Genomic DNA, 19186 nt, shown 5'->3' on the forward strand with positions numbered 1-19186 from the left:
ACCGGTCTGCTAAACCGGTATCTCCGTTTAATCTTTGATCCAAGTCAGGAAAAGGGGCAGATTGCCCCTTTCGCGTCACAAGCTGGCGATGGCGGGTTTCAGCCGCGCAGACGGGCCTGATAATTGTTCTCTTGCCAGTTGGCACGCGCCAACCACTGATCTTCGGGCTGACGTGCTGCTAGGCTGTGATCGATTTCGACCTCATCAAACCCGCTGCGACGTGCCATTGCGTACTGATCCGCCAATACTTGGCCTTTTGCACGAAGGCGACCGGTATACCCTTTCAACCGCAGCACGCGTGCGATCGTAAAGCCGCGCCCGTCTGCTGATGACGGGAAGTCGACGCGCACCATCTGAGCGCTGCCCAAACGGTCAATCAGTTCATCCGGATCCGTGTCCGAGCTGACGTCGAGTGCAACAACATCGTTGGCTGCATCGTCCAAAGTAACGAAGCCGTCGGTCCAGTCCTCGGGCGAAAAGCCTTGGTCATTCACGATTACGTTCATGTTTTCTCTCCAACACGCACCATCTTGCCGTCGACAAAATGGATGCCGCATTCTTCTTTTTCTCTGTTACGCCAGCGTCCGGCGCGGGGGTCTTCGCCCTCTTTGACCGGCGATGTGCAGGGTGCACAGCCGATCGATGGGTATCCTTTGGCCACCAGCGGGTGCCGGGGCAGGTTGTTCTCAGTCATATAGGCGCGCACATCTTCGGGCGCCCAATGGGCCAATGGATTGACTTTGATCCGTCCGGTGCCGTCTTCGACTTCGAAGAATTCGAGCGCCGCGCGGGTTCCTGATTGAAACCGTTTGCGCCCGGATATCCAGCCGCAATATCCAGATAGCGCCCGTTGCAGCGGGAAAGTCTTTCGCAAATTGCAGCAAGCGTCAGTGTCACTTAGATGTAGTGCCCCATAAGGGTCGTCACGCTCAACATCGTCCTTATCCGCTTGGATGATTTTCACGTTGGTCAGCCCCAGACGTTCACTAACCTCGTGCTGATACTCGAGCGTTTCCGTAAACAGCATCTGCGTGTCGATGAACAATACCGGTGTGGCTTTGTCGACCACTGCCGCCATGTGCAACAGCACCACTGATTCCGCCCCAAAGCTGGAAACGAGCGCAAGTTCTTCGATCTCTTCAATCGCGCCGTGCATCACGTCATGAGCACTATGATGACGGAACCGGGTATTCAGCGCGTCGACCTTTTCGCTCAGTTCGCGTCTGTTGGAACCCAGTTCCGTCTGGATCAGGTCAAGCGGCATTAGCCCGCGCCTCAGGGTAAAGCACAGCTTTGAACGGAGCCATTCCAACGCGGCGATAGGTTTCGAGGAAAGTTTCCTCGGCGCTATCACGCAGGTCCAGATAGGCTTCGACGATGCGTTCAACGGCAGGAACGATCTCATCATAGGCAAAACCCGGACCCGTGCGATCACCGACGGCTGCCGTTTCAGTCGCGTCACCACCCAGCGTGATCTGATAGTTCTCGACGCCTGCACGATCCAGGCCCAGAATGCCGATGTGACCGACGTGGTGGTGTCCACATGCGTTGATGCAGCCCGAGATCTTGATCTTCAGGTGGCCAATATCATGCTCCAGCTTCAGGTCTTCGAACCGGGTTGCGATCTCTTGCGCAACCGGAATCGAGCGGGCTGTGGCCAGCGCGCAGTAATCCATGCCGGGGCAGGCGATGATGTCGCTGATCAGGCCGATATTGGCGGTGGCCAGTTCGTGCTCTTTCAGCTTGGCGTGAATCGCAGGTAGGTCTGATTTGTGGACATGCGGCAGGATCACGTTCTGCTCATGGCTGATGCGCAGCTCGTCATAGGCGAACTCATCGGCCAGATCGGCCATAACGCGCATTTGCTCGGCAGTTGCGTCGCCCGGCGTCTGGCCGTGCTTTTTGATCGAGATCGTAACGATCGCGTGGTCCGCGTTTTTATGCGGCGCGATGTTGGTGTCGACCCACGAACGGAAAACCGGATCGTTGGTATAGGCGCTTTCAAACGAGGCGACGGATGCTTCGCGGAAGGCAGGTGCAGCGAAGTGGCCTTTGATTTCTTCCAGCAGGTTCATGTCAGCGCCCTTGAACTGTGGGCGGACCTGCAGGAAACGCTCTTTTACCTTGGCGCGGATGGCGTCGATGCCATGTTCATGCACCGTAATCTTGATGCGGGCTTTGTACTTGTTGTCGCGTCGGCCAATCTGGTTCCACACCGAAACAGTCGCTTCGAGATATGCCAAGAGATCGTCGAAGGCGACAAATTCGGATAGTTCTTTGCCGATCATCGGCGTACGGCCCAAACCGCCACCGACGATGACGCGGGCACCAAGAACGCCGTCACGCTCGACCAGTTGCAGTCCGATGTCATGCGCCTTGATCACGGCGCGGTCGTTTTCACTGCCGGTGATGGCGATCTTGAACTTACGCGGCATGAATTGGAATTCCGGGTGGTCGGTCGACCACTGACGTAGCAATTCAGCATAGGGGCGCGGGTCGGCGATCTCATCCGCGGCAGCACCGGCGAAGTGGTCGGCTGTCACGTTACGGATGGTGTTGCCTGAAGTCTGGATGGCGTGCATACCAACCTCGGCCAGCGCGTCTAGCATATCCGGCACGTCGTTCAGTTTGGGCCAGTTGTACTGGATGTTCTGACGGGTGGTGAAATGGCCATAGCCCTTGTCCCACTTCTCGGCCAGTAAGGCCAACTGACGCATCTGTGCACTGGAGAGCGTGCCATAGGGAATCGCGACGCGCAGCATGTATGCGTGCAGTTGCAGATACAGGCCATTCATCAGGCGCAGGGGCTTGAATTCGTCTTCGGTCAATGAGCCGTCAATGCGACGCTCAACCTGCGCCCGGAACTGCGCGTTGCGTTCTGCCAAAAATGCTGTGTCGAACTCGGAGTAGCGATACATGTTTAGCTGTCCTTAGTTGCAGCCCCGGACCTGGGGCCTTGAAGGGGAGAGAGAAGAGCCTGAAATCAGACCCGGGGCTGCGGGGAGGTTTCCTGTTTGCCGTGGGCATAGTTGGACGGACCAGTCCGGCGGAAATCCTCCCGGAAATGGGTAGGTTCAGGTCCTTTGTCACCGGCGATCGCATCGGCGAGATACGCGCCAACGATCTTGTTTGCCTGGCGCGCGGCATCCAGCAATCGAACCTGCGCATGGGCTTCATCGGTGATCAGCTCGGCCTCGGATAGATCGCGCGACCAGCGGTCATCTTCGGTCTGGTAAATCACATCGCCTTCCAACAGGTCGTTGGCGGTGACGACTTTAGGGGTAAAAGCGCGGGCCATCAGGCAAACTCCTTATGGAAAACAGAGATCAGGTGCAGGCCGAACACGGCTTGGGATAAGCCGGGCTTGTTCATGCGTTCATCTGACTGTTTGACCTGCATCGGATCATCTCGTGACTGAATTGACTTGAATGGCAATATAGGAAATATTCCCGGTAAATCGCCATATGCGCCAGCAAATAAGGACAAATGTTCCTCCATTGACTGCGAGCAGAACCATTGTCTTGATTTAGAGGGAAATTTGGAATGTCGGTGCGGATAGACGACACGGATCGGAAAATTCTAGCCGAGCTGCAGCGGGACGCGAGCCAGTCGTTGGACGAAATCGCGGCCCGTGTCGGCAGTTCGAAGACGCCAGTTTGGAATCGTATACGCAAGCTGAAGGGGGCAGGGGTCATTGGTCAACAGACGGTTCTGCTGGATGCTGAGGCGCTTGGATTCGAGGCCACTTTCTTTGTGCTGATCCGTACGTCGGAACATGAAGCGGAATGGCAGCAGAAGTTCCTGAAAGCTTTGCGAGACCGTCCTGAGGTGCAGGAAGCGCATCGGTTGGCGGGCGACATCGACTACATCCTGAAGGTGCGAGTTAAGAATGCGCGTGCCTATGATGCATTTTACCAGGCACTGATATCAGAGGTTCGGGTGCACAACGTTACGGCTTTGTTGTCGATGGAAGAGATCAAGTCGACCACCATGCTGCCATTAAAATCTGTCGGTTGAAATAAGGCGGGTGATTGGGGGCGCTGCCCCCGTCGCCCAAGGGCGACCCCCCGGGGATATTTTTGGCCAGATGAAGAACGGATCCGGGATCGACTGACCGGCTGATGTTTTATGCGCGTCTGGGATTCACGGTTCCACCATCAGTATGGTTAGCCCATGGAAATGATAGCTGTTCGAGTATTCAGGTTCATCTGCAAGCCGCAATTTTGGATGTCTGTTGAACAGGATCGAAAGCGCGATACGCATTTCCAATCGTGCCAGAGGGGCGCCGACGCAGAAATGGAGACCTCCGCCAAAACTGGAGTTGGCGCTGATGTCTCGTGATGGATCGAACGTATTGGGGTGGTTCCAGACCGTAGGGTCACGATTGGCGGCCCCCAAAAGCAATGCCACCTGATCTCCGCGGGAAAAGCGGTGCCCAAATAGCTCTATTTCTTCATAGGCATAGCGTGTGAACATATGGAGGGGCGGATCATATCGCAGAATTTCCTCGACGACCTCATCAATGGAGTTTGGTGACAGGACAAGCTGCTGGGTGCGTGTTGTCAGTAGGGTTTTCACCCCATTGCCGATGGCATGCACCGTCGCTTCGTGACCGGCATTCAGCAAAAGGATACAGGTTGTTATCAATTCATCGCGTGAGAGTTTTTCGCCATCTTCTTCCGCTGCGATCAACCGCGTGATCAGGTCATCGCGCGGGTCTCTACGTCGCAGTTCGATGTAGTCTTCAAGATAGGCCGTAAACTCTTGCGTGGCCTCAACAGCATCATCCTCGATTACGCGGGTTCGGTTTGCCTGATACATGGACACCATTGCGTGGGACCAATGCAGGAATTTTGGTGCCATCTGTTCTGGAACGCCCAGTAGGCGGCAGATCGTAATGACAGGAACCTGTGTGCAATAGGCCTGCAATAGATCGAAGGGGCCATCGGGAAATCTCTCGATCAAATCGTTGCATAATTCTTCTATGGCGGGCTCCAACGCGGCAATGGCGCGGGATGTAAAGGCCCGCAGGACTAACAATCGCAGCCTTGTGTGCCTGGGTGGTTCGAGTTCCAACATTGAATGCGACTCAACCTCAAGCCACGGGGCAAGGTGGCTTGGGCCGGGTTTTGCAAATTCCGTTGGTATTTCGCGCCCAAAGCGCCGATCACGCAACAATGTGTGCACGGCCTTATACGAAGCGGCTGCAACCAAGCCATACTCCTCCCAGTAGAACAGATCGCCGAATTGGCGCGCAGTGTCATAGAACGGGTAAGGGTTTTGCACGAATGCCGGGTCAGTCGGGGATTGGTAGAGCGTCTTCATGCGCTGCACACTTGCCATGGGCGTCGCTGAATGCAAGACCCTAGATATGCAACGGATTTGGATCATTGCAGGTTTTTTGTGCGCAGTTGGTTTGTTGTCGGCTGGGGTCTGGACATATGGCTATCGTCAGGCCTTGTCGCAGCTGAGCGAAAAGGCCGAGGCGGATCTGGAGCTGGCGGCGGATCGGTTGAGCACACAGATGCAAGTATATCAGGAAGTGGCTGCGTTGATGGCGGACCATCCTGCATTACAGGCGCTTGGTGCCGGGGCGCAGCAGCAAGCAGCACGAAAAGTGTTGTTGGATGTGGCTGACAAGACCGCTGCGGTTAATGTGATCTACCTGGACACAGATGGGCAGGCTCTGGCGGCGGCACAGCCCGTGGCGCAGCGCGATATGTCTGAGCATCCGGCTTTTGAACGGGCCATGCAGGGAGCGTTAGGGAGCGCGCATGGTGTCGAAGACGAGAGTGGGGATCGGATCTATTCGTATGCAGCGCCAGCGTTTGGAGATTCAGGGCAAATAAAGGGTGCTCTGATGGTTCTGGCCGACGTGCAGGATGTCGAGCAGACATGGCGTGGAAGCACAGATGCGGTGTTCTTTGTTGATGCGGATGGGGTCGTTTTTATTTCGAACCGCTCTGATCTGTTGCTTTGGCACCGTGCGCAAGGCCAGCAGGGTTTGATGTCACCATCAGGTGAGAATGTTGAATTTGCGTCGTCACGAGTTGCCGGGCATGAAGTTTGGAAACTGAATTGGGGGCGTTATCTTCCTCGCCGTGCATTGCACCTGACACTCGACCTGCCGGTGATTGCGATGACTGCCGAGATGCTAGTTGATGTCGCGCCTGCTCGTCGTTTGGCAGGATTACAAGCAGCAGCGGTTGCAGCGATCTGTTTCGCGTTTGGAGCGTTGCTGTTTCTGGCTTCAGAACGTCGGCGAACATTAGCAGATGCCAATACTGTATTGGAAAGCAGGGTGGCCCAGCGTACGCGAGCGCTGACAGCGGCAAACTCGGCTTTGCGCCGTGAAGTCGCTGAGCGTGAAGAAGCCGAGGCGGCGCTTAAGCAAGCTCAGGCTGAACTGGTTCAAGCAGGTAAGCTGAGCGCATTGGGCAAGATGTCAGCGGGGATCAGCCACGAGCTGAACCAACCGTTGATGGCTATCCAGCAATTCGCTGATAACGGGTCAGCATTTCTGGAACGCGGTAAAGAAGAAAAAACCGGCGAAAACCTGAGCCGTATTTCCGAATTGGCTGCGCGTATGGCCCGGATCATAAAAAACCTTCGTGCATTTGCCAGAAACGAAAGCGAGCCGATGGGGCGCGTCGACTTGGTTGAAGTTTTGAATACGGCTGCCGAATTGACTGAGTCTCGATTACGAGACGAAGGCGTCGAATTGAGTTGGGAGCCGCCAAATTCGGCGGTTTACGCTTGGGGAGGTGAAGTGCGTTTGGTGCAGGTTTTCGTCAACCTGATCAATAATGGCGCAGACGCCATGGCTGATCGGGCAGCCCGCAAAATCTCGATCACTTTGACGGAGGGGCAGCCCATTCGTGTTTCGGTCAGAGATACCGGGCCGGGTATCGAAGACCCAGATCGCGTGTTTGAACCATTCTACACCACGAAGACAGTGGGTTCATCTGAAGGGATGGGTCTGGGGCTATCCATCTCCTACGGTTTGGTTCAAAGTTTCGGAGGGGACATTCGCGGCGCAAATACGGACGACGGTGCTGAATTTACCGTCGAACTGGAACCCTTCAGCGAGGACAAGGCTGCATGATCCGCAAAGTGCTTTTGGTCGACGACGATGCCGCTGTTCGTGAAGCTTTGGCACAGACGCTTGAATTGGCAGAATATGAACCGGTTACAGCGGGATCATTTGTTGCGGCGAAAGATCATATTCATAGCGAATTTGACGGTGTGATAATCTCGGATATTCGGATGCCTGGCCGCGATGGGTTCCATCTACTGAACTTTGCGCGCGAGGTTGATCCTGAACTACCAGTTGTTTTGCTGACCGGCGAAGGAGATATTCCAATGGCTGTGCAGGCCATGGGACAAGGCGCTTTCGATTTTCTTGAAAAACCCTGTGCGGCAGCAGATCTTCTGGCGGTTCTGGAGCGTGCGATTGCCGCGCGGTCAGAGGTGTTGCGTGATCGTGAGCTCAAGCGCGAGTTAGAGCGAGGCGATCCTGCAGCCCGAATGCTATTCGGTTTGTCAGAGCAGGCCGAAGCCTTGCGAGAGCGCGTGCGGAGCGTGGCACCGACACACGCCGAAGTCTTAGTCACCGGACCGGCGGGCAGCGGAATATCCAAAGTGGCCGAGGTTGTGCATCTGATGTCTCCGGTCGGGCAGGGACCGTTTGTCAAGCGCCCGGCCGCCAGCCTGACGCCTGAAGGTTTGTTAACGGCCTGTGGGGACGCGGCTGGCGGGTCGCTGTTTATTGATGAGGTTTCTGCAATGCCGGATTCCACTCAATATGCTGCGCTGGAACTGATCGAGCAGGGGACAGATGCGCGAATAATAGCAGGCACAACTTCCGACTTGTCACAGCTTTCTGGACAGGGGCGGTTCAACGTCGATCTGTTCTATCGCCTTGATGTCATGCGGGTTCGCATTCCTGCTTTGTCCGAGCGCCCAGAGGATATCCCGATCATTTTTCGCCGTTATGTGGCACAGGCGGCGGAACAGGCTGGTATCGCCGAGCCTGAGATAACACCTGAACATCTGGCCTCTCTCATGGCACAGGAGTGGCCGGGAAATGCGCGCTCTTTGATGTCTGCCGCCATGCGATTTGTGTTGGGAATGCCAGAAGAGGTCAGACAGGCTGCGGACCTGGGGCTGAGCGAACAATTGGCGCTGGTCGAGAAATCATTGTTGGTCGCCGCACTAGGGCGCCACAATGGCAAGGCTTCTGACGCGGCCAAGGCTCTGAAACTGCCGCGCAAGACGTTCTATGACAAGTTGGCTCGCTACGAAATACGACCAGAAGATTATCGTCGGTAGGCAGATCCTCCCGCCTATTTTGCCAGTATTAACATACCAGCAAAACTGTTGGGCCGGGCAGCCCGCATATGCGGGCTGCGATCGCACATTGCCCAGGCGAATCGATTCGGTCGGGTTGATTTGATTTTGTGCGAAAACTCGCACTCGACGTGGTTGCTCTGTGCGAAATTTCGCACAGAGCATTGCGGTAGCTTTCTTGATTTGCGAAAAAGGCCATTAAACATATTGATAATAAACAATAATTATTAATTTGGTTAGTATCGGAACAAACCGTTGAGAGGGAGAGATTGATTCGCTTCACTCCGCTTCATACGGCGCGGACTGAGCGCTTGATCGAAGTTTTAGGGAAATCTGGGAGGAAAAGACTGATGAAATTCCTGACAACGGCAGCAACTGCAATTGCACTTTCTGTCACCGCGACGGCCGGGATGGCGGCCTGTGATGACGGTGAGATCGTGGTCAAGTTTGCCCATGTGACCAATACTGACAAACATCCCAAGGGTATTGCCGCCTCGCTGTTGGAGCAGCGCGTCAATGACGAGATGAACGGCGTTATGTGCATGGAGGTCTATCCGAACTCGACCCTCTACAATGATGATAAAGTGCTTGAGGCGATGCTGCAGGGCGACGTGCAGCTGGCCGCGCCATCGCTGTCGAAGTTCGAGAAGTTCACCAAACAGTTCCGCCTGTTCGACCTTCCGTTCATGTTCAAGAACATCGATGCCGTTGATGCATTCCAGGCCTCGGCTGATGGCCAGGCGATGAAAGACAGCATGCAGCGTCGTGGCCTGCAAGGGCTGGCATTCTGGCATAACGGCATGAAACAGATGTCCGCGAACAAACCTTTGGTTGATCCGTCGGATGCTGACGGCCTCAAGTTCCGCGTGCAGTCCTCGGATGTTCTGGTGGCACAGATGGAAGCCATCGGTGGTAGCCCTCAGAAAATGGCATTCTCGGAAGTCTACGGCGCACTGCAGCAGGGTGTTGTGGACGGGCAGGAGAACACCTGGTCGAACATTTACGGCAAGAAGTTCTTTGAAGTGCAGGATGGTATCACCGAGACCAATCACGGTATCATCGACTATCTTGTGGTCACTTCTGTGGACTGGCTGGACAGCTTGGACCCCGAAGTCCGTGATCAGTTCCTGACAATTCTAACCGAAGTGACGGAGACCCGGAACAAGGAAGCCTTTGCGGTGAACGAAGCGGCTAAGGCCTCGATCACTGACGCAGGCGGTATTATTCGTGATCTGAATCCTGAGCAGCGTCAGGCTTGGGTCGATGCGATGAGGCCCGTGTGGGACAAATTCGCTGACGACGTAGGTCAGGACAAGATCGACGCCGCACAGGCGATCAACGCCGGGTTCTGATCCCGGATCAAGCCGCGTGTCCGGGGACTGGGGAGTTATGGACGCGTAGGTCAGGCGGGCCTTGATGGCCCGCCACACTCCCTCCACTCTCATCAAAAAAATGCGGGGACAGAGAGATGTCTGGTGCGAAATCCGGCCAAGGCGGGCTGGTCGACCATATCGAAGAAACCATGATCGCGTGCCTCTTGGGCCTGATGACGATTGTCACCTTCGCCAATGTGATCGCGCGGTTCGTGTTTAACTCTAACATTCTTTGGGCACTAGAGCTGACGGTATTCACCTTTGGTTGGTTGGTGCTGCTGGGTGCGTCGTATGCCGTGAAAAAGCACGCGCATCTGGGTGTTGATGCGATCCTGAACATGCTGGCCCCTGCGCCGCGCCGGGTTTTGGCGCTGATAGCGGTTGCGTGCTGTCTGGTGTTTTCGCTGCTCTTGCTCAAGGGGTCGTATGACTACTGGGCGGTGTTTGCCGATTTGCCACCAACTTCGGGTCGCTGGTTTCCGACCGGCTTCGACATGAGTGCACGCAGCCAGAGTTTTTATGAGGTCGACGATATCCCCATGGTCGCACCGCTGCGATTTCTCGAAGATATGATCAACTACGGTGAGTACTACGAGAAACTGCCCAAGGTGGTTCCGTATTTCGTTCTGCCCTTGTCGATGCTGTTGCTGGTGATCCGCTTCGCACAGGTCGCGGTCCAAATCTGGCGCGGCGAAACCGATCGCCTTGTTGCCAGCCACGAGGTTGAGGACGAGATCGAAGAGGTTCGCGCGCAGCAGGGGGAGCATGACTGATGGATGTTGTTCTTCTCTTTTCGATGGTCATTGGTCTGCTGCTGATCGGTGTTCCGATTGCGGTTTCGCTGGGCCTCAGTTCGACCCTCTTCCTGCTGATCTATTCCGACAGTTCGCTGGCCTCGGTCGCGGGCACGCTGTTTGAGGCGTTCGAAGGGCACTTTACGTTGCTCGCGATCCCGTTCTTCATCCTCGCATCGTCCTTCATGACGACAGGCGGCGTTGCACGCCGGATCATTCGGTTTTCGATTGCCTGTGTGGGGCATCTGCCGGGCGGGTTGGCGATTGCGGGCGTGTTCGCCTGTATGTTGTTCGCCGCTCTTTCGGGCTCATCCCCGGCCACTGTTGTGGCAATCGGTTCCATCGTCATCGCCGGGATGCGTCAGGTTGGCTATTCCAAGGAATTCGCCGCAGGTGTAATCTGTAACGCCGGTACGCTGGGTATCCTGATCCCGCCCTCTATCGTGATGGTGGTCTATGCCGCCGCGGTCGAGGTCTCGGTCGGGCGGATGTTCCTTGCGGGGGTTATTCCGGGCCTGATGGCGGGTCTGATGTTGATGATCACCATCTACGTCATGGCCAAGGTCAAGAACTTGCCCAAAGGAGACTGGAAGGGTTGGGGCGAAGTCTTCACCTCGGCGCGCGAAGCCGGTTGGGGCCTGTTCCTGATTGTCATCATCCTCGGTGGTATCTACGGAGGTATCTTTACTCCGACCGAGGCCGCTGCGGTTGCAGCTGTCTACGCCTTCCTGATCGCGAGCTTTGTTTACAAGGACATGGGGCCGCTCAGCACCGAAGGCGAAGCAAAGAACATCTCGTTGTTGAAGAAGCCCTATGCTCTCGTCACGGCCTTTGTGCACCCCGACACCAAGCATACGCTGTTCGAAGCTGGCAAACTGACCGTCACGCTGCTGTTTGTTATCGCCAACGCGCTGATATTGAAGCATGTTCTGACCGATGAACAGGTCCCGCAGCATATCGCAAGCGCTATGCTGTCCGCGGGTCTAGGGCCGGTTACGTTCCTGATCGTGGTTAACGTGATCCTGCTTATCGGTGGCCAGTTCATGGAGCCCTCGGGCCTCTTGGTCATCGTGGCGCCTCTGGTCTTCCCGATTGCGATTGAGCTGGGCATCGACCCAATTCATCTGGGCATCATCATGGTTGTGAATATGGAGATCGGGATGATTACGCCGCCGGTTGGTCTGAATCTTTTCGTAACCTCAGGCGTCGCGGGTATGCCAATGATGAGTGTTGTGCGCGCGGCGCTACCATTCCTAGCTGTGCTCTTCGTCTTCCTGATCATGGTAACGTATATCCCGTGGATTTCGACCTTCCTGCCCAACACCTTCATGGGGCCAGAAATCATAACCAACTAGATTGGATACACCTATCATATGAACCGGGCGGCGTAATCCGCCCGGTTTTTTGTGCCTTGAAACTGATGCTTAAGCGCATATCTGAGCGTCAGAGGACGACCTCACCATCATGGATGATCATTCGGGACGACCCGAACTCGGAAAGTGAGGTGTTCTTATGCCCTGGATATTACTGTTGTTCGCTGGCCTGCTTGAGATTGTCTGGGCCGTCGCAATGAAGCAGACCGCAGGTTTTACACGTTTGTGGCCGACGGCGATCATGGGTGTCGCAATGATCGGGTCATTTGGTCTGCTTGCGATGGCCATGCGGGAGTTGCCGCTTGGAACGGCCTATACCATCTGGACCGGAATCGGCGCCGTCGGTGCGTTCACCGTCGGCATCTTGTTTCTGGGCGAAGCGCTGACACCGATGCGGATCGGTGCGGCGGTTCTGATTGTGACCGGTTTGGTAATAATGAAACTGGCCTAATTCTACTTAGGCCTTTTCAAGCGCGCGAATGATGCCCGAGAAATCTTGGGCTTTCAGGCTTGCGCCACCCACAAGTGCCCCGTCGACATTTGATACTCCAAAAATCTCGGCGGCGTTGCTGGGTTTTACCGACCCACCATAGAGCAACCGGACCGAGCGGCCCACGCCTTCACCAAAGCGGCGTTCCAGCCGGGCGCGGATGAAATCGTGCACTTCGCCGATCTCTTCCAGGGTTGGCACTTTGCCGGTCCCAATCGCCCAAATGGGTTCATAGGCAACAATGAGATTTTCGCCGGTCGCCTGATCCGGGATTGATCCCGACATCTGACCTCCGATGATGTCCAGCGTGTTCGCCGCTTCACGCTGTTCAAGGCTTTCGCCAACGCAGACTATCGCCTTAAGGCCTGCGTCCATCGCTGTGCGGGCCTTGGCGCGAATGTCTTCGTTCTGTTCGCCATGGTCCTCTCGACGTTCGGAATGACCGAGTATTACTGCGTCTGCCCCTGCATCAAGCAGCATCTCGGCGCTTAGATCCCCGGTATGCGCGCCCGAAGTCGCGGCGTGGCAATCCTGTCCGCCGACAGTGATTCCCGAGCCTTCGACAGTGTTACCAGCGCGATGAAGCAATGTGGCAGGCGGGCAGATCAGTATTTCGACAGGGGAAGAGGGATGTGACGCGCTCAACTCTTTCAGTTCGTTCAGCGCAACGCCGGTTCCATTCATTTTCCAATTGCCTGCCGCCAACTTACGCCGCATTGCGATCCCTCCGGTTTTGTGCGTTCTGCATCCCGGATATCACCGGCAAGCAGCGCTGACAATTCCGGTTGCGGACCGCGAATTGTGTGGACAGATTGCACGCGTAAATGCAGAGGGCAGCATGATAGACAACCTAGACCTTGAAAAGCTGGACCAGCGTGAGCCAGCGGAGATGGATAAGCTGAGACATGCCATTGGCCGGGTCGGATTTCTAACGATTTTCAATACCGGACTCAGTGCTGAGCGCGTTCAGCAGGTGATAAGCGAATATCGCAACTTTTTTGGACAACCTGACCAGATCAAGCGGACTGTAGACATGGCCACCACCGGTGCCAACCGCGGCTGGGGCGCTCCTCGTTCTGAGCAAGTCGATCCTACGGCGAACCCGGATTTTAAAGAAGTCTTTGACTGCGGCTATGAACTGTCTGCGAATAATCCCTATGCAGGCCGCGAACTGAGCGTGTATGCCCCAAACCTCTGGCCGGAATTTTCCGGCGAGTTCCGGACAATAATCCAAAGCTACTATTCGGACGCTTGCGGCATTGCCATGCGCGTTTTGCGTGCTATTGCCGTTGCCATCGGTCGAGATGCGAACAATTTTGATACCGCCTTTGATACGCCCATGGCCTTGCTGCGCGGTAACTTCTATCCGCAACGACCTGATTGGGCAGGAGAAAACGATTTTGGAATCGCTGCTCACACTGACTATGGCTGCCTGACATTGTTGGCCACCGATGGTACTCCTGGGCTAGAGGTGCGTATGCCTGATGGCGATTGGCAGGCTATAAACGCCGCGCCGGGGCAGTTCATTATCAATTTTGGCGAAATGTTGGAGTTCTGGACAGACGGTGAAGTCACGGCAACCGAACATAGAGTCAAAGGGAGTTCAGACGAGCGAATCTCGGTCCCGCTGTTCTTCAATCCCTCTTATGACACCAATGTCGCCCCGCCGGATTCAGGCAAGATAATTCGGGCTGGAGAGCACTTGACGCAGCGATTTAATGAAACTTACGTGCACCTGCAGGCAGCGTCTTAACGCTGCGTCGCCAGAGTATCGTCGAACTTGATCGATTCCCCGCAGCCGCAGGCATCGACCACGTTCGGGTTGCGGAACTTAAAGCCGGATTCGAGCAGTGAAACCTCATAGTCGATCTCGGTCCCAAACAGGAACATCTGTGCCATTGGCGCGATCATCACGCGGGCACCATCCTGTTCGACCACTTCATCGTTTGGGTCGGCCTCATCGACATAGTCCATGGTATATTCCATACCAGCACAGCCGCCTTTCTTGACGCCAATGCGCAGACCGGCGTGACCGCCAGAATTCATCAGCCGAACAATCTGTTCGGCGGCTTTGGATGTCATGGTCACGGCTTGTTTGCCGGGAATGCCAAACATGATGGGCTCCGTATTCGCGCGTTATCTCCAATCTAAGGCCGACGCTCGTCGGGCTCAAGAGAGGGAGGGCACAATTCCCACACATGTGGCGGGTTGATCGGGAATTCGGGTTGGCGATATCGCGCGGGATATGGTCGGATGACGTGGATTTATTGTTCTGACAGAGGCGAAGTAAGATGGCATTGAGAGCAAAGCAGTTGTTTGGTCGAAGTATTTCCACTGGGTTGGTTTGCATTGCACTGGCTTATCCGACATTCGCCACCGGTGATGACAAACGGCACCCGGTCAATTGTGCCACAGCTCCGGGTGATCTTCGTGCGATCGCTGCGGAAAAGAAGCATGCGGAGGAACAACAAGCGGAAAGCGTTGTCTCGATCCTACCAGCCGGAGCTTTATTGGGATTGATAACCGGGACCGAGAACAAACATCTAAAGATGCTTTCAGGCGATTACGTCGAACAGTTGGATGCGAGAGCCGCGGAAATCAAATCGACCTGTGGGCTCAACTAGCAGCGACCGGAAAAGACCGCCCTCGGGCAAGGGCGGTCAATATCCGGGCTAGGTCAATTTGGGGACAACAGACAGGTTTACGACCCGGTGTGCCAGCACAGTATGTATCACTGCGCAAACAACCGAAAAGTACCGGCTTTTTGTGTCACAATGTCTACGCATTTGTAATAAGCGCGTAACCGTTTCACGACAAACGATAAAACCTGATGAGAAAAGGGGTTACATGAACCCCAGCTCAAGCCGCGCTTCATCCGACATCATCTCCATACCCCAAGGCGGCTCCCAAGTCAGTTCGACGTCAACTTCCTTGACGCCCGCAACGGGTTCAATGGCTTCCACGATCCAGCCGGGCATCTCGCCGGCGACCGGGCAGCCGGGGGCCGTTAGGGTCATAATGACTTTGACCGCGTTTTCATTGGTGATGTCGATGGTATAGATCAGACCCAGATCAAAGATATTGACCGGAATTTCAGGGTCAAAAACTGTTCGGCACGCGTCCACTATCGCGTCGTACAAAGGATGTTCGATGGTCGAAGGCGCAATGAGCGGGCTGCCTTCAAACTGTTCGCTGGGGTGGGTCATTGATGCCTCGGGTCTGTTACCTGAGAAATTATATAGGGAAACCGCTGACCAGCGTCCAGAGGGGCAGTGGCGCCCGGAATGGGCGCCAGTACAAAATCACTCGTTGATATCGTGATTGAAGGTTTTGACCTGTCCGTGAGGCAGTGCGAACATGCGGCGTAGTGCGAGCCAGGATACCAGCGAAAGAACCGCAAAGATCAGCAATAGAACGGGCAGGGAAGGCACCAGCCCTGGTATCAGCAACAGCAATCCTGTGATGGCTGCTCCGATGGCAAAGCCAAGAAAGATGAAGCCTGGCAGGGCGACCTCAAGGATGGCCAAAGCGAGCGCTGCGGCCAGCCAGACCCACCAAGTAAGCCAGAAAGGTTCAGCCATTATTTTCCTCCTTTCAGCATGTTAAAGGCATTCCCAAACGCTTCAATAGCATTTGCCGGTACCACGATTGTCTGAGAGCCGCTGCCATTACCCAAAGCGTTCAGTGATTCCACTTGCTTCAAGGCGACCTGGTATTGCGCAGCTTCCAATCCATTATCTTGAATCGCCTTGGCCACAACCTGAGTCGCGTAGGCTTCGGCCTCGGCCTGGATACGGCGGGCTTTGGCGGTCTGTTCAGCGGCATAAAGCTCGGCATCGGCTTGCAGCTCAACGGCACGCTTCTGACCTTCGGCCTCTGTTACCTGTGCGCGGCGCGCGCGCTCGGCATTCAGCTGCTGCAGCATTGCGTCACGGGTGGCCTGGTCGAGGTTTACGTCCAGAATCTCGGCGCGGGTCACTTCGATACCCCAATCGTCAACAGCGGTTTCGACACTTTCCTGAATGCGTTCAATCAGTTGCGCGCGGTTCGACTGAACTTCATCCAAGTCCATCTTACCAATCTCCGCACGGACGATGCCGGCCACGGTTGTGGCAATCGCACCATCTACGTCACGGATACGGTATACAGTCTTTTCAGGTTCCAGAATACGGTAGAACACTGAGGTATCGATCTGCACCAGAACATTGTCCTTGGTGATCGCGTCTTGAGTTGCGTTGGGCAACTGACGCTCAAGGATGGATATCTTATGGCGTGCAACATCAAGAAAAGGAACGATAAAGTTGATTCCGGGCCCAAGGACCGAGCGCAAGCGGCCGAACCGTTCAACCACGTATTTCTCGGATTGAGGCACGATCTTGATGCCCTTGAAGATGACAAGTGCAATTAGCGCTGCCGCCAGCAGATAAATAATGTTCGAAGTAAGCAGTCCGATAATCTGGTCTTCTGTCATATCTGTCCTCATTTATTGTGTACTATAGTATACATTTGGGGATTGAGTCGCCCGATTTCAACTCTGGTATGGATTGAGTGCGCCCAAATGCAAATCTTTGAAACAGTTAATGCGGCGCGAATTCTTTGCCTGTGACCGCTTTGCATCCTACCTGTGTTTGCGGTATCGGGCGGGGATGAAACTGATAATTGATACTGATCCCGGCATCGATGATGCGATGGCCATCGCCTATGCCGCTGCAGCTCCGGAAATAGAGTTGGTCGGCCTGACGACCGTCTTTGGTAATACTCATGTGCATCAATCCAGTCGCAATGCGCGCTATCTGGTTGATAAACTTGGATTGAATATTCCAGTAGCTGAAGGGGCGCCATTTGCACGTGGTGAAGACCGCCACGCGCCGTCCGAGCATGTACACGGGCCTGAAGGGTTCGGTGATTTTACCGATATCCCGCATATTGGCGAGAACCACGCGCTGACAGGCGCAGAGTTCCTGGTTGAAATGGCGCGCGCGCATCGCGGTGAATTGGTCGTTTGTGCTGTTGGCCCGCTTACCAATATTGCGGATGCAATCAAGCTTGACCCGGATTTTGCCGACAATGTGGCCAAGCTGGTGATCATGGGTGGCGCGGTTTACTGCCCGGGTAACATTACTGAGCATGCAGAAGCGAATATTTACCATGATGCCAAGGCTGCCGATGAAGTATTCGCTGCGTCTCTGCCGACCGTGCTGGTTGGCTTGGATGTGACCTTGAAAACGCTTTATGAAACTGCCGACTTCGAAGGGTTGGCTCAGAAATCCCCCGATATGGGTGGTTTTCTGCGCGACATCTCGCGATTCTATTTAAAATTCTACAAAGAGGTTGGCGGGCTTGAAGGTTGTGGCCTGCACGATTCAACGGCAGTAATCGCTTGCACACATGAGCCAATGTTCGATGTGGTTGAAACTGGTTTGCAGGTGTCGCTCGAAGGATCTGACATCGGGGCCACACGTATTAACCCTTCGCGGCCTGCAGTGCGCGTATGCCGGAATGTGGACGGGGCAGGGGTTGTACAACTGTTTACCGAACGCGTTGCATCTCTGCCCTGACGGGTTGCATTGAACCAGCAGATCGGGCAAAGCCTGCCCGGTTCCGCGACCCGAGGCCCCAACATGACCGACCGTTTCTCGTTTGACCTGAAAGCCACAGACGGCAAGGCCCGCACTGGCGTGATCAACACGCCTCGCGGCGAGGTGCGGACGCCTGCATTCATGCCCGTTGGGACTGCGGCGACGGTTAAGGCAATGATGCCCGAAAGCGTCCGCGCAACCGGTGCAGATATCTTGCTGGGCAACACTTACCACCTGATGCTACGCCCTACGGCCGAGCGGATCGACCGCCTGGGTGGTTTGCACAAGTTCATGAACTGGAAACGCCCGATCCTGACAGACTCGGGCGGGTTTCAGGTCATGTCGCTGGCTGGTTTGCGAAAGCTGACAGAGAAGGGCGTGACCTTCAAATCCCATATCGATGGGTCAAAGCACGAATTGACCCCTGAGCGTTCGATGGAGATTCAGCGCCTTTTGGGATCGGACATCGTGATGTGTTTCGACGAATGCCCGGCATTGCCTTCGGATCGGGACCGCATCGCCGAGTCGATGCGATTGTCAATGCGATGGGCCGAACGGTCTCGGGATGCGTTCGGTGATCGCCCCGGACATGCCTTGTTCGGGATCATGCAGGGCGGGTTGGAACAAGACCTGCGTGAAGAAAGCGCAGAAGCGCTAAAACAGATCGGTTTTGAGGGCTACGCGGTTGGTGGGCTCGCGGTGGGCGAGGGGCAAGAGGCCATGTTCTGCTGTCTTGATTATGCACCAGAATTCCTGCCTAAAGATAAGCCGCGCTACCTGATGGGTGTGGGCAAACCCGACGACATCGTGGGTGCCGTGGCACGCGGGATCGACATGATGGATTGCGTGCTGCCTTCGCGGTCCGGACGTACCGGGCAGGTGTTCACACGCTACGGCGTGGTAAACATCAAGAACGCCCGCCATGCTGACGATCCGCGCCCTCTGGATGAGCATTGCACGTGCCCTGCGTGCTCAAACTATTCCCGCGCCTATCTGCACCATGTATTCCGGTCAAATGAGATGATCTCGGGTATGCTGCTGACCTGGCATAACCTTCACTACTTTCAGGAAATCATGCAGGGCATGCGTGAAGCTATTTCTAAAGGAACATTTGCGCAGTGGCAGGCGCAGTTTCATGCACAACGAGAGCAGGGCGATATAGAACCGCTCTAGATTGCGTCTCATGCGGTGACAAACATCGCCCTGTTTGCTATACTGTTCTCAGTTT

At 55.3% G+C, this 19186-nt stretch carries 21 protein-coding genes; 11 read left to right on the top strand and 10 right to left on the bottom strand.

The features are described from left to right. Positions 1 to 98: 98 nt before the first annotated feature. The 4 genes from ACR0DU_RS02245 to ACR0DU_RS02260 form a co-directional block, all read right to left on the bottom strand. Positions 99 to 506: a DUF934 domain-containing protein gene (locus ACR0DU_RS02245; RefSeq protein WP_480872250.1), complete on the bottom strand. Its 408-nt coding sequence runs from the start codon at positions 504 to 506 to the stop codon at positions 99 to 101. Next, positions 503 to 1264, bottom strand: a complete 762-nt coding sequence (locus tag ACR0DU_RS02250) for a phosphoadenylyl-sulfate reductase (protein ID WP_480872252.1) — start codon at positions 1262 to 1264, stop codon at positions 503 to 505. The genes ACR0DU_RS02245 and ACR0DU_RS02250 overlap by 4 nt, the downstream gene beginning before the upstream one ends. After that, a complete protein-coding gene (locus tag ACR0DU_RS02255) occupies positions 1254 to 2918 on the bottom strand; it encodes a nitrite/sulfite reductase (RefSeq protein WP_480872253.1) in 1665 nt (554 codons plus the stop codon). The genes ACR0DU_RS02250 and ACR0DU_RS02255 overlap by 11 nt, the downstream gene beginning before the upstream one ends. A gap of 65 nt (positions 2919 to 2983) precedes the next feature. Further along, a complete protein-coding gene (locus tag ACR0DU_RS02260) occupies positions 2984 to 3298 on the bottom strand; it encodes a DUF2849 domain-containing protein (RefSeq protein WP_170469818.1) in 315 nt (104 codons plus the stop codon). A 245-nt stretch (positions 3299 to 3543) separates the two neighbouring features. Between ACR0DU_RS02260 and ACR0DU_RS02265 the strand changes: the two genes are divergently transcribed. Continuing rightward, positions 3544 to 4017 carry an Lrp/AsnC family transcriptional regulator gene (locus ACR0DU_RS02265; protein ID WP_010439761.1) on the top strand — a complete coding sequence of 158 codons (474 nt, stop codon included), beginning with the start codon at positions 3544 to 3546 and terminating at the stop codon, positions 4015 to 4017. A 126-nt stretch (positions 4018 to 4143) separates the two neighbouring features. Here ACR0DU_RS02265 and ACR0DU_RS02270 read toward each other — a convergent pair whose 3' ends face one another. Further along, positions 4144 to 5325 (bottom strand): cytochrome P450, encoded by a 1182-nt coding sequence (locus tag ACR0DU_RS02270; protein ID WP_480872255.1) that lies wholly within the window; start codon positions 5323 to 5325, stop codon positions 4144 to 4146. A gap of 46 nt (positions 5326 to 5371) precedes the next feature. On the opposite strand from ACR0DU_RS02270, the gene ACR0DU_RS02275 reads away from it, so the two are divergent. The 6 genes from ACR0DU_RS02275 (at position 5372) to ACR0DU_RS02300 (ending at position 12340) form a co-directional block, all read left to right on the top strand. Continuing rightward, positions 5372 to 7105: a sensor histidine kinase gene (locus ACR0DU_RS02275; RefSeq protein ID WP_480872256.1), complete on the top strand. Its 1734-nt coding sequence runs from the start codon at positions 5372 to 5374 to the stop codon at positions 7103 to 7105. Beyond that, complete coding sequence (locus ACR0DU_RS02280; protein ID WP_480872258.1) at positions 7102 to 8331, top strand: sigma-54-dependent transcriptional regulator; 1230 nt, start codon at positions 7102 to 7104, stop codon at positions 8329 to 8331. Before ACR0DU_RS02275 ends, ACR0DU_RS02280 begins: the two co-directional genes overlap by 4 nt. 368 nt (positions 8332 to 8699) lie before the next feature. Beyond that, the gene (locus tag ACR0DU_RS02285; RefSeq protein ID WP_480872260.1) at positions 8700 to 9701 is read left to right on the top strand and encodes a DctP family TRAP transporter solute-binding subunit; all 1002 of its coding nucleotides are present in this window, start codon (positions 8700 to 8702) and stop codon (positions 9699 to 9701) included. 116 nt (positions 9702 to 9817) lie between these two features. Next, complete coding sequence (locus ACR0DU_RS02290) at positions 9818 to 10495, top strand: TRAP transporter small permease (protein WP_170469832.1); 678 nt, start codon at positions 9818 to 9820, stop codon at positions 10493 to 10495. Continuing rightward, positions 10495 to 11871: a TRAP transporter large permease gene (locus ACR0DU_RS02295; protein ID WP_480872262.1), complete on the top strand. Its 1377-nt coding sequence runs from the start codon at positions 10495 to 10497 to the stop codon at positions 11869 to 11871. The genes ACR0DU_RS02290 and ACR0DU_RS02295 overlap by 1 nt, the downstream gene beginning before the upstream one ends. A 157-nt stretch (positions 11872 to 12028) precedes the next feature. Beyond that, positions 12029 to 12340 (top strand): DMT family transporter, encoded by a 312-nt coding sequence (locus tag ACR0DU_RS02300; protein WP_170539385.1) that lies wholly within the window; start codon positions 12029 to 12031, stop codon positions 12338 to 12340. Positions 12341 to 12346: 6 nt separating this feature from the next. Here ACR0DU_RS02300 and tpiA read toward each other — a convergent pair whose 3' ends face one another. After that, positions 12347 to 13096: a triose-phosphate isomerase gene (tpiA, locus tag ACR0DU_RS02305; protein WP_010439784.1), complete on the bottom strand. Its 750-nt coding sequence runs from the start codon at positions 13094 to 13096 to the stop codon at positions 12347 to 12349. 121 nt (positions 13097 to 13217) lie between these two features. On the opposite strand from tpiA, the gene ACR0DU_RS02310 reads away from it, so the two are divergent. Continuing rightward, positions 13218 to 14132: a 2-oxoglutarate and iron-dependent oxygenase domain-containing protein gene (locus tag ACR0DU_RS02310; RefSeq protein WP_170778787.1), complete on the top strand. Its 915-nt coding sequence runs from the start codon at positions 13218 to 13220 to the stop codon at positions 14130 to 14132. Here the strand turns inward: ACR0DU_RS02310 and ACR0DU_RS02315 are convergent. Continuing rightward, on the bottom strand, positions 14129 to 14494 hold the full coding sequence (locus ACR0DU_RS02315; protein WP_480454801.1) for a HesB/IscA family protein: 366 nt from the start codon (positions 14492 to 14494) through the stop codon (positions 14129 to 14131). The two genes, ACR0DU_RS02310 and ACR0DU_RS02315, sit on opposite strands and share 4 nt — an antisense overlap. A gap of 176 nt (positions 14495 to 14670) precedes the next feature. Between ACR0DU_RS02315 and ACR0DU_RS02320 the strand changes: the two genes are divergently transcribed. After that, positions 14671 to 15003, top strand: coding sequence for a hypothetical protein (locus ACR0DU_RS02320; protein ID WP_480454802.1), 333 nt, complete (start codon positions 14671 to 14673; stop codon positions 15001 to 15003). Between the two features lie 219 nt (positions 15004 to 15222). On the opposite strand, the gene ACR0DU_RS02325 is transcribed toward ACR0DU_RS02320, so the two are convergent. The 3 genes from ACR0DU_RS02325 to ACR0DU_RS02335 form a co-directional block, all read right to left on the bottom strand. Next, positions 15223 to 15585: an SUF system Fe-S cluster assembly protein gene (locus ACR0DU_RS02325; RefSeq protein ID WP_480872265.1), complete on the bottom strand. Its 363-nt coding sequence runs from the start codon at positions 15583 to 15585 to the stop codon at positions 15223 to 15225. A 96-nt stretch (positions 15586 to 15681) separates the two neighbouring features. Beyond that, positions 15682 to 15960 carry an NfeD family protein gene (locus ACR0DU_RS02330; RefSeq protein ID WP_170469854.1) on the bottom strand — a complete coding sequence of 93 codons (279 nt, stop codon included), beginning with the start codon at positions 15958 to 15960 and terminating at the stop codon, positions 15682 to 15684. Continuing rightward, positions 15960 to 16850: an SPFH domain-containing protein gene (locus ACR0DU_RS02335; protein WP_010439798.1), complete on the bottom strand. Its 891-nt coding sequence runs from the start codon at positions 16848 to 16850 to the stop codon at positions 15960 to 15962. Before ACR0DU_RS02335 ends, ACR0DU_RS02330 begins: the two co-directional genes overlap by 1 nt. Positions 16851 to 17025: 175 nt before the next feature. Here ACR0DU_RS02335 and ACR0DU_RS02340 point away from each other — a divergent pair, with 175 nt between their 5' ends. Next, on the top strand, positions 17026 to 17937 hold the full coding sequence (locus ACR0DU_RS02340) for a nucleoside hydrolase (protein WP_480872267.1): 912 nt from the start codon (positions 17026 to 17028) through the stop codon (positions 17935 to 17937). Between the two features lie 63 nt (positions 17938 to 18000). Further along, on the top strand, positions 18001 to 19131 hold the full coding sequence (tgt, locus tag ACR0DU_RS02345; protein ID WP_480872269.1) for a tRNA guanosine(34) transglycosylase Tgt: 1131 nt from the start codon (positions 18001 to 18003) through the stop codon (positions 19129 to 19131). The last annotated feature ends 55 nt before the right edge of the window (positions 19132 to 19186 follow it).

This window comes from Ruegeria sp. G2 (assembly GCF_056533505.1).